This is a genomic window from Halostagnicola sp. A56, from assembly GCF_000691505.1.
Taxonomy (GTDB): Archaea; Halobacteriota; Halobacteria; order Halobacteriales; family Natrialbaceae; genus Halostagnicola.
In genome coordinates, this window is sequence record NZ_JMIP02000001.1 from 1 (window position 1) to 7,825 (window position 7,825).

Here is a 7,825-nt window from a genome sequence, read left to right on the forward strand (position 1 = left end):
ACACCACTTCGTCCGCTGTTATTCTCGAAGTTGGGAGCGAAATTTCGGACGGACCGGAAGATCTGGGAGCAAAACCCGACGCTACCAGCCGGCTTCGAGTTCGTCCGACGAGAAGGGCGAGTCGGCGATCCGACGAATGTCAACGAAACGTTTTCGATACCACACAGACAAGTCCGGGTGTGGATCGACCGCTCGTCTATCACGTCTCACAGATGATCGTCGGCTGCGGTCTCATCCTGCTCGGAATTTCGAGCGTCGTGGCCGGCGATCTCGACGGCTTCCTGATCCCCGGTACCACGGCGTTGATGATCGTCGGCGGCGTCGGAATCCTTCTTGGTAACGGATATCACATTTGGAACGAGAACACTGACCGCGTCGACATCGGCCCCGTGAGCTTCTGGCTCTCGATCGTCGGTGCGGTGCTTATCCTGCTCGCTGGCGTGTTGTCACTTGCGGTCTGACGCTGAGTGCCAACGTCTATTGTATCCGATTGGTTCGGTGAATCGGGATTCGTTTATCGAGCTGGCGAACGGTGAACAGCGGACTTCGGTGGAGCCCGCGGGAGAACGAAAATCAATCGACGGACGGGAGTCCATTTTTCATACAAGCTATCAACAGATACCGATTACAAAACGCCGAATAGGTGACAAAGTATTCTTGTTAAATGGGTGAGACGTTGGCCTGCCATCGTGACGTGGGTGGTGGAATCGGTGTCGGCTTCCCGCATCGATTATCGTCTTTCTTCCCATCGTGAGAGCGGGCATCCGCCTCGTTCCGTCCATGAAACCGAACACAGCACGGCGGCCTACTCCTCGAGGCCGTCGGCTGGCGACACCCAGACCGTCTTTTTATTCGTGAACTCGCGGATGCCGTCGGCAGCGAGTTCGCGTCCGTACCCGGAGTTTTTGATACCGCCGAACGGGAGTTTCGGGTGCGACTGGACGAGTTCGTTGACGAAGGCGGCGCCCGCCTCGAGTTCGTGGGCGACGCGCTCGCCCCGCTCTACGTCCGTCGTCCAGACGCTCGCGCCGAGTCCGAATTCGGTGTCGTTGGCGAGCGCGACCGCTTCGTCCTCGTCCTCGACGACGAACAGACTCGCCACCGGACCGAACAGTTCGTCGCACCCGGCGGGGCTGTCGGCCGGGACGTCTTCGAGGACCGTGGGTTCGAAGAAGTACCCTTCCCTGTCGATCCGTTCGCCCCCGGTCAGGGCGGTCGCGCCGGCGTCGAGACTCTCTGTGACCTGTGTCTCGAGCGTGTCGAGGAGGTCGGCCCGGGCGATGGGACCGACATCCGTGTCAGGGTCCGTCGGGTCGCCGACGGTGAGTGACTCCATCTCACGGACGAAGCCGTCGCGAAACTCCTCGTAGATGTCCTCGACGACGATGAAGCGCTTGGCCGCGATGCAGGCCTGGCCGTTGTTGTTGACCCGAGCCCGGGCGCCAACCTCGCACGCGCGCTCGAGCGGCGCGTCGTCGAGGACGACGAAGGGATCGCTCCCGCCGAGCTCGAGGACGGTCGGTTTAAGGTTCGCACCGGTGGTCTCCGCGACGGCCCGTCCCGCCCGAACGCTTCCCGTCAGCGTCGCAGCCGCCACGCGGTCGTCCGCGATGATGTCGTGGAGGCTGTCGTCGTCCACGAGAATCGTCGTAAACGCGCCATCGGGGAAGCCGGCGTCCGCGAGAACACGCTCGATGGTCGTCGCACAGCCGGTGACGTTCCGCGCGTGGCTGAGCAAGACCGTGTTTCCGGCGGCGAGCGTCGGTGCCGCGACGCGCAGGACCTGCCAGAACGGGTAGTTCCACGGCATCACCGCCAGGAGCGGGCCCAGCGGTTCGTAGGAGACCTTCGTCTTCGCCCGCGGGTGGACGCCGATGCGCTCGTCCTGCAGGAACTGGGCGGCGTGTTCGGCGTAGAACTCACACACCCACGCGCACTTTTCTATCTCGGCATGCGCCTGTTCGATCGGTTTCCCCATCTCGCGAGTCATCAGGGCGGCGTAGTCGTCCTCGTTTTCGCGCAAGACGTCGGCGATACCGCCGACGAGCGCCTGGCGTTCGGTGATCGGTCGCTCGCTCCAGGATTCGAAGCGCTCGGCCGACCGCCTGATGAAACGCTCGACCGCCTCATCGTCGTGTTCGTCGTACGTTTCGATCGGTTCGTCCGTCGTCGGATTGATAGTCTGCATGGTATTTTCGAGTGCCAACCGCTCCTGTTATTCGACCTTAGCTATGGCGTCTATCTCAACGCTGACGTCGCCGGGAAGTCGCGCGGCCTCGAGACAGACGCGGGCCGGCGGTTCGTCGCCGAAGTGATTCGCGTAGGCCTCGTTGACCGCGTCGTAGTCGTCCATGTCGTCGAGATACACCGTTACCTTCACCACGTCCTCGAGCGAGCCACCGCCCTCCGCCAGGACCGCCGAAAGGTTGGCTATGACCCGGTCGGTCTGGTCCTCGATATCGCCGTCGACGTCCGCCATCGTCTCCGGGTCCACGGGACCGAACCCGGAGACGAACAGGAAGCCGTCGAGCAGGATGCCCTGGGAGTACGGGTTGTCAGTGTTCGGTGCGTCTTCGGTCGTGACCGCCGTTCGCTGGGCCATGACTGGGCTCGAGTGGATTCACGGACAGCAATGTAATAAACGTTATTAGACTTTTACATACACATAATCCGTTTCCGCCGTGCGAGAAGGGGGAGAGAGCCGACCACTACGAAGCACCTGGACCAGACGTCGTTCCTGCTGAGTCGCGGCGTCGAGAGTTCAGTCGGCGATACCCATGGCGACGGAGGGCTGCGCTCGTCGTCGAGGTCCCAGCATGGAATTCCTTCGACGGATCGCTCGAGCACGCGCTCGGAGAACTAGTCGCTCCGCCTGCGTGGGTACCCTGCTGTCTTGCACGAGAGACTCTCTATGACACGCTGCAGGTCGGTCAAAACTTATCACGGTTGCCATTGGCAATTTCTCATGGGACAAGATAGTCCTGAAGCAGATTCGAGCGATTCGGCGGACGAATCCACGGAACGCGTTCGGACAACGAAGCGGACGTTCCTCCAGGGGACGGGCGCCACACTGGGAGCCGGCGTGGTTCCGGTCGGAGCCAGTCGCGCGTTCGAGCGATCGAAAGTCGCGTCTCCATCCAACGCCGTCGCAGAGGCCACTGACGGGATGGTCTCGAGCGTCCATCCGCAGGCGACGGCGGCTGGCGTGAAAGTCCTCGAGAACGGGGGGAACGCGATCGATGCGGCGGTCGCCGTCCAGTTCGCGCTCAACGTCGTTCAACCCCACTCGTCCGGGATCGGCGGCGGCGGATTCATACTCGTCTATAGCGCCACCGAGGACGAGATCATCGCCATCGACAATCGGGAGCGAGCGCCCCTCGGAGCCCAACCCGACATGTTTCTGGACAATCGAGGCGAGGAGGTGCCGTTCTTCGACCGCCACACGAACGGCAAGGCGGTCGGCGTCCCCGGGACGCTGAAGGCAGCCGACGTAGCCGTCAAACGGTTCGGGCGAACGGCGCTCTGCGAACTACTCCAGCCGGCTATCGAGTTGGCCGCACCGGGCGGACGAACGGTTACCGTCGACGAGTTCCTGGCGAGTTCGATCGCGGACAACGTCGAAGACGGGGCGCTCACCCCGACCGCTCGAGAGGTGTTCGCCCCGGGAGGCGATCCCCTCGAAGCGGGCGACGAACTCGTTCAGTCGGATCTCGCCGATACCCTCCGTACCATCCGCGACGACGGCATCGGCTCGTTTTACAAGGGAGAGATCGCGGCGGATATCGCCGAGACGATTCAGGGTGCGGCACGCTCCCGCAAGACGGGTGGGAGCATGACTATCGACGATCTCGGCCGGTACAACGTCGCCATCACCAGACCCACCTACGAGACCTACGACGGTGACGCACACGAGATCACCGTCCGAACGATGCGGTCGCCGACCTCCGGCGGCTCCGTCATCGCACAGATTCTCGCCCTCCTCGAGTCGTTCGATCTGGCGCAGTACGACCGGCGGTCGTTCGACGTGTACCACCGGCTGATCGAAGCGTTCCAGCTGGCGTTCGCCGACCGTAACGAGTACCTCGGCGACGAGGAGTTCGTCGACATCCCGTGGCAGGGGATGCTCGACGACGAGTACGTCGACGCTCGCCGAGGGATCATCGACCCGGAGAAAGCGACGGACGCGACTCGCGAGCCTGGTGACCCCTTCGCGCATCAGCCCGGAGGACAGTACTACACGAGCCCGAGAGACATCGAGCAGGCTAAACACGGCGGCAACGCCTCGGGCGCACGGAACGGGAAACGCAACGAGCCCCGCGCGAACAGCGCCGTGGCCCATCCCGGGCAGACAACGCACTTCACGACGGCCGACGCCGAGGGGAACGTGGTCTCCTGGACCAGCACCATCGAACAGTTGTTCGGATCGGGAATCATGGTTCCCGGTCGAGGCTTCATGCTGAACAACGAGCTGACGGACTTTGACGCCACCCCCGGCGGACCGAACGAGGTCCAGCCGGAAAAGCGCCCGCTGAGCAGCACGAGTCCGACGATCGTCACGCGCGACGGTGGCCCCTTCCTGACCGTCGGCTCTCCCGGCGGCTGGTCGATCATCCACACCGTCTCCCAGATCCTGCTCAACGTCGCCGAGTTCGGCATGGACATCGATGACGCCATCGCGGAACCTCGCGTCTACTCCGCGACCGGGGCCTGGGTGCAGGCCGAAGACGGCGTCCCCAACGACGCCGTCGACGAACTGAACGCCGCCGGTCACGACGTCTCCATCGTCGATTCCATCGGCAACGCCCAATCCATCCTCGTCAAAGAGGACGGCGGCTACGTCGGTGTCGCTGACCACCGCAGGGACGGCTCAGCCAGATCGCCGTCGTGATGGAGGCGGCGACCCGATACTGAAACACGACCTGTCCAATCGGGAGGGATTTTTTCGGCGGGGTGTCCGAATCTCGAAGTAACCGACGCCGTTCAACAGCGTCTTGATCAGATCCTCCGATACCCGAAAGACATTGGACACGATGGGGTGTGGATACTGGATTAGGACTCGAGACCTAGGTTGGTAAGCGCCACGTTCGGCGCTAGTTTTCGTCGACCGTCTTCTCGCTGTGACAGTCCGCACAGAGCGTCCGGAGGTTCGACTCCTCGAGACGGTTCTCGCGATTGCTGGTTGTAACACTACTCGAAATTTCTTTATATAGTAGTTTCGTGCTATGTTACACCATGCTCCGGCGCATCGAACTCGAGGTTCTCGCCACGGTCGAACGCGGCGACACGATTTCCAAGCTCGCGACGAAGCTCGACCACAGCGAGAGCTATCTCTCTCGTGCCGTCGGCGACCTCGTCGAGAAGGGGCTCGTCTATACGGAACGCGACGGCCGCCGAAAACGAGTCATCCCGTCGGATGCTCGCGCCGTCGAACTGTACCAGGACCTCGTCCGCCAGCACTTCCACATCGACTTCCCCGAGCTGTTGACCGGCAAGGCACTCGAAGTGCTGTACTACTTCGACCAGCCGCGAACCGTCTCCGAGATCGCCGACCGGAGTGACAACTACCGCAACACGGTCAACCGAGTCCTCAAGCGGTTTCGCGACCGTGGGCTCGTCGGGACCGTCGACGGCCACTACGGGTTCAATGCTGACTTCGACCGCCTCCACGCATTCGCCCGTGAACTCGCACATCATCTGCATCGCCAGCGCCTCGAAGCTGTTGCCCCGAAGGGCACGATTCTCTGGGAGGACTACGATGAATTCCTCGCCCAGACCGAGACGGAAATCGACGCGGAGGCGTTCCACGAAACCGGCCTCGCTCGGTTCGCGGCCTTCGACCTCCAGTTCCTGCTCACCGGCCACCGCTACTACGTCTACTCCGAGGACCTCGACGAAGTCTCGCCGGCGGAGCTCTGCTGTCACACGCTGCTGATCGACGACGGCAGCCGCCACCGCTCGTACTGTCTCCTCCTGCTCAGCCACGTCGACGTCGACGAGGCGGACGTCCGAGAGCAGGCGGCGAAGTATGGCCTCGAAGACGAAATCGACGCCTTGCTCCGCTACCTCGAGACGCACGGCGAGATCGACGACGACCGGCTCCCAGAGTGGGACGAGTTTCAGGAGCTGGCAGCTGATTATGAGGTGCAACTCTCGCAATGAGACCAACATTCGGACGCGAGTACATCGAGAACGAATTCCAGCGAATCGGGGACGGCCTATCTGAACCGCTCACGGTCTACCTGATCGGTGGTGGCGCGATGTCGCTTCGCGACCTCAAGGGGGCGACGAAAGATATCGACCTGGTCGTTCCAGATGGCGACGCGTACGCCAGCTGTGGGCCGTCCTGATGGACCTCGGGTACGCGGAAGTCCAGTCGCTGGATCCAGATTACCGGGCGCTGGGCACGACGAGCTGCGTCGAGAACGACGATGAGTGTCGCCTCGATATCTTCAACCAACAGGTCGCGAACAAGCTCATACTCACCGACGGTATGCAAGAGCGCAGCGAGCCGTTCCTCGACACGGATCGACTGACGGTCCGGCTGGTCAGCAACGAGGATATCTTCCTGTTCAAGGCGATCGCAGGCCGTGACGACGACATTGAGGACATGAATATGCTCGTGCAGGCCGGCCTCGATTACGACGTCGTCCGGGCTGAACTCGAAGCCCAGATCGAACGTCTGGGGGACGATCAGTTTGCCACGTTCGCGAACGAGGCCCTGGTCGAACTTGAGGAGCGGTACGGAGTGACCACGCCGATCGAGGCCCGCGTCGAGGACCTCACGAATAGGTTCTACCGGGGGCTCAAAGTCCTCCAGTCACTCGACGAGCCGATGGCCGTCGACGAACTGGCCGCCGAACTGGAGCTGGACACCGACGAGGTTTGCGACCGGGTCGCGTATCTCTCAACGTTCGACCGGGTCAGTCGGGATGGCGACACAGTCCGTCCCGTGGAGTAGCTCACTCGTTACCCTACGGGGAGGGAAGGCGGCCGTCTGGTCGGGGTACACGGCCTCGTTTGATCTCGTGATCGACGCGACGCAGATGCTTGCAGCCGCCCTCGGGTGAGCGCTGCTGCCAGTCGGGACAGGTACACGATTCGTCGATGACGTCGACTTCGTACCTGTTGCCGGACGCGGACTGCACCTCATAGCGGCCACCTTTCGAGAGGAGTGAGACGTCCATCGCTTCGGCGACGGCACGCTTTGTGCGGGACTCGAGATCGTTCTGCGACTGTGCGTTCTCGTCGACGACCAGTCGGTCGCGAACGACCTCGGGATCGTCAGGCTCCCACGCAGCCAGGTAGAACGCCGACCCGCTGGTGTCCAGCCTACAGTACCGCCCGACGACGTAGGCGACCGTCTCGGCCTCGACCTCACGCTTCGACCGCTCAGTGTCTTCGACGTCGAAGTGGAGCAGGGTGTGGGCGTACTCGTGGATCAGCGTCCACGCAAGGTCGGCACTGTTCTCCCGATCACGAACCTCGACAGGGGCTCAACTGTTCGCAGATTCCTTTTGCCTCACTGTGGGTCCACTCCGCTTCCGAAACGATTCGAACCGTCACGCCGCCCTCATCAGCGGCTGCAGTCAGCTGTTCGACAATTCGACAGCGCACGGGTTAGCGATCCGATCTCCTCGGGAACGTCGCTTGCGTGGATGTCTGTCGGACTGCGTGTTCGCGATATCGACGGGAATCGTCGATCGAGACGTCTCTTAGTGACTGTTGTTGACCCTCAGAAATCACCTGGCTACGAGGACTTCCGCTGAACCCCTCACCCTCTCGGGGGCGAAAAACCACCCACAGTCGGTCCGTCGGTGTCTCAGCG

Annotated in this window: 6 protein-coding genes and 2 pseudogenes; 4 read left to right on the forward strand and 4 right to left on the reverse strand. The window is 62.5% G+C overall.

The genetic code is table 11. The features are described from left to right. Positions 1–179: 179 nt before the first annotated feature. Positions 180–461 (forward strand): hypothetical protein, encoded by a 282-nt coding sequence (locus EL22_RS00005; RefSeq protein ID WP_050049575.1) that lies wholly within the window; start codon positions 180–182, stop codon positions 459–461. Positions 462–805: 344 nt separating this feature from the next. Here the strand turns inward: EL22_RS00005 and EL22_RS00010 are convergent, their stop codons facing one another. Continuing rightward, positions 806–2,188 (reverse strand): NAD-dependent succinate-semialdehyde dehydrogenase, encoded by a 1,383-nt coding sequence (locus EL22_RS00010; RefSeq protein WP_050049576.1) that lies wholly within the window; start codon positions 2,186–2,188, stop codon positions 806–808. A 27-nt stretch (positions 2,189–2,215) separates the two neighbouring features. Next, on the reverse strand, positions 2,216–2,602 hold the full coding sequence (locus EL22_RS00015) for a Rid family detoxifying hydrolase (RefSeq protein WP_050049577.1): 387 nt from the start codon (positions 2,600–2,602) through the stop codon (positions 2,216–2,218). 363 nt (positions 2,603–2,965) lie between these two features. On the opposite strand from EL22_RS00015, the gene ggt reads away from it, so the two are divergent. Beyond that, entirely contained in the window at positions 2,966–4,888 is a 1,923-nt protein-coding gene (gene ggt, locus EL22_RS00020; protein WP_050049578.1) for a gamma-glutamyltransferase, read from the forward strand. 202 nt (positions 4,889–5,090) lie between these two features. On the opposite strand, the gene EL22_RS19210 is transcribed toward ggt, so the two are convergent. Next, positions 5,091–5,198 carry an HNH endonuclease gene (locus EL22_RS19210; RefSeq protein ID WP_082146612.1) on the reverse strand — a complete coding sequence of 36 codons (108 nt, stop codon included), beginning with the start codon at positions 5,196–5,198 and terminating at the stop codon, positions 5,091–5,093. 34 nt (positions 5,199–5,232) lie between these two features. Between EL22_RS19210 and EL22_RS00025 the strand changes: the two genes are divergently transcribed. Then, entirely contained in the window at positions 5,233–6,159 is a 927-nt protein-coding gene (locus EL22_RS00025) for an ArsR family transcriptional regulator (protein WP_050049579.1), read from the forward strand. Beyond that, a pseudogene (locus tag EL22_RS00030) lies at positions 6,156–6,958 on the forward strand (DUF6036 family nucleotidyltransferase). Before EL22_RS00025 ends, EL22_RS00030 begins: the two are co-directional and overlap by 4 nt. Before the next feature lie 13 nt (positions 6,959–6,971). On the opposite strand, the pseudogene EL22_RS17785 reads toward EL22_RS00030, so the two are convergent. After that, a pseudogene (locus tag EL22_RS17785) lies at positions 6,972–7,268 on the reverse strand (hypothetical protein); the annotation flags it as partial. Between the last annotated feature and the right edge of the window lie 557 nt (positions 7,269–7,825).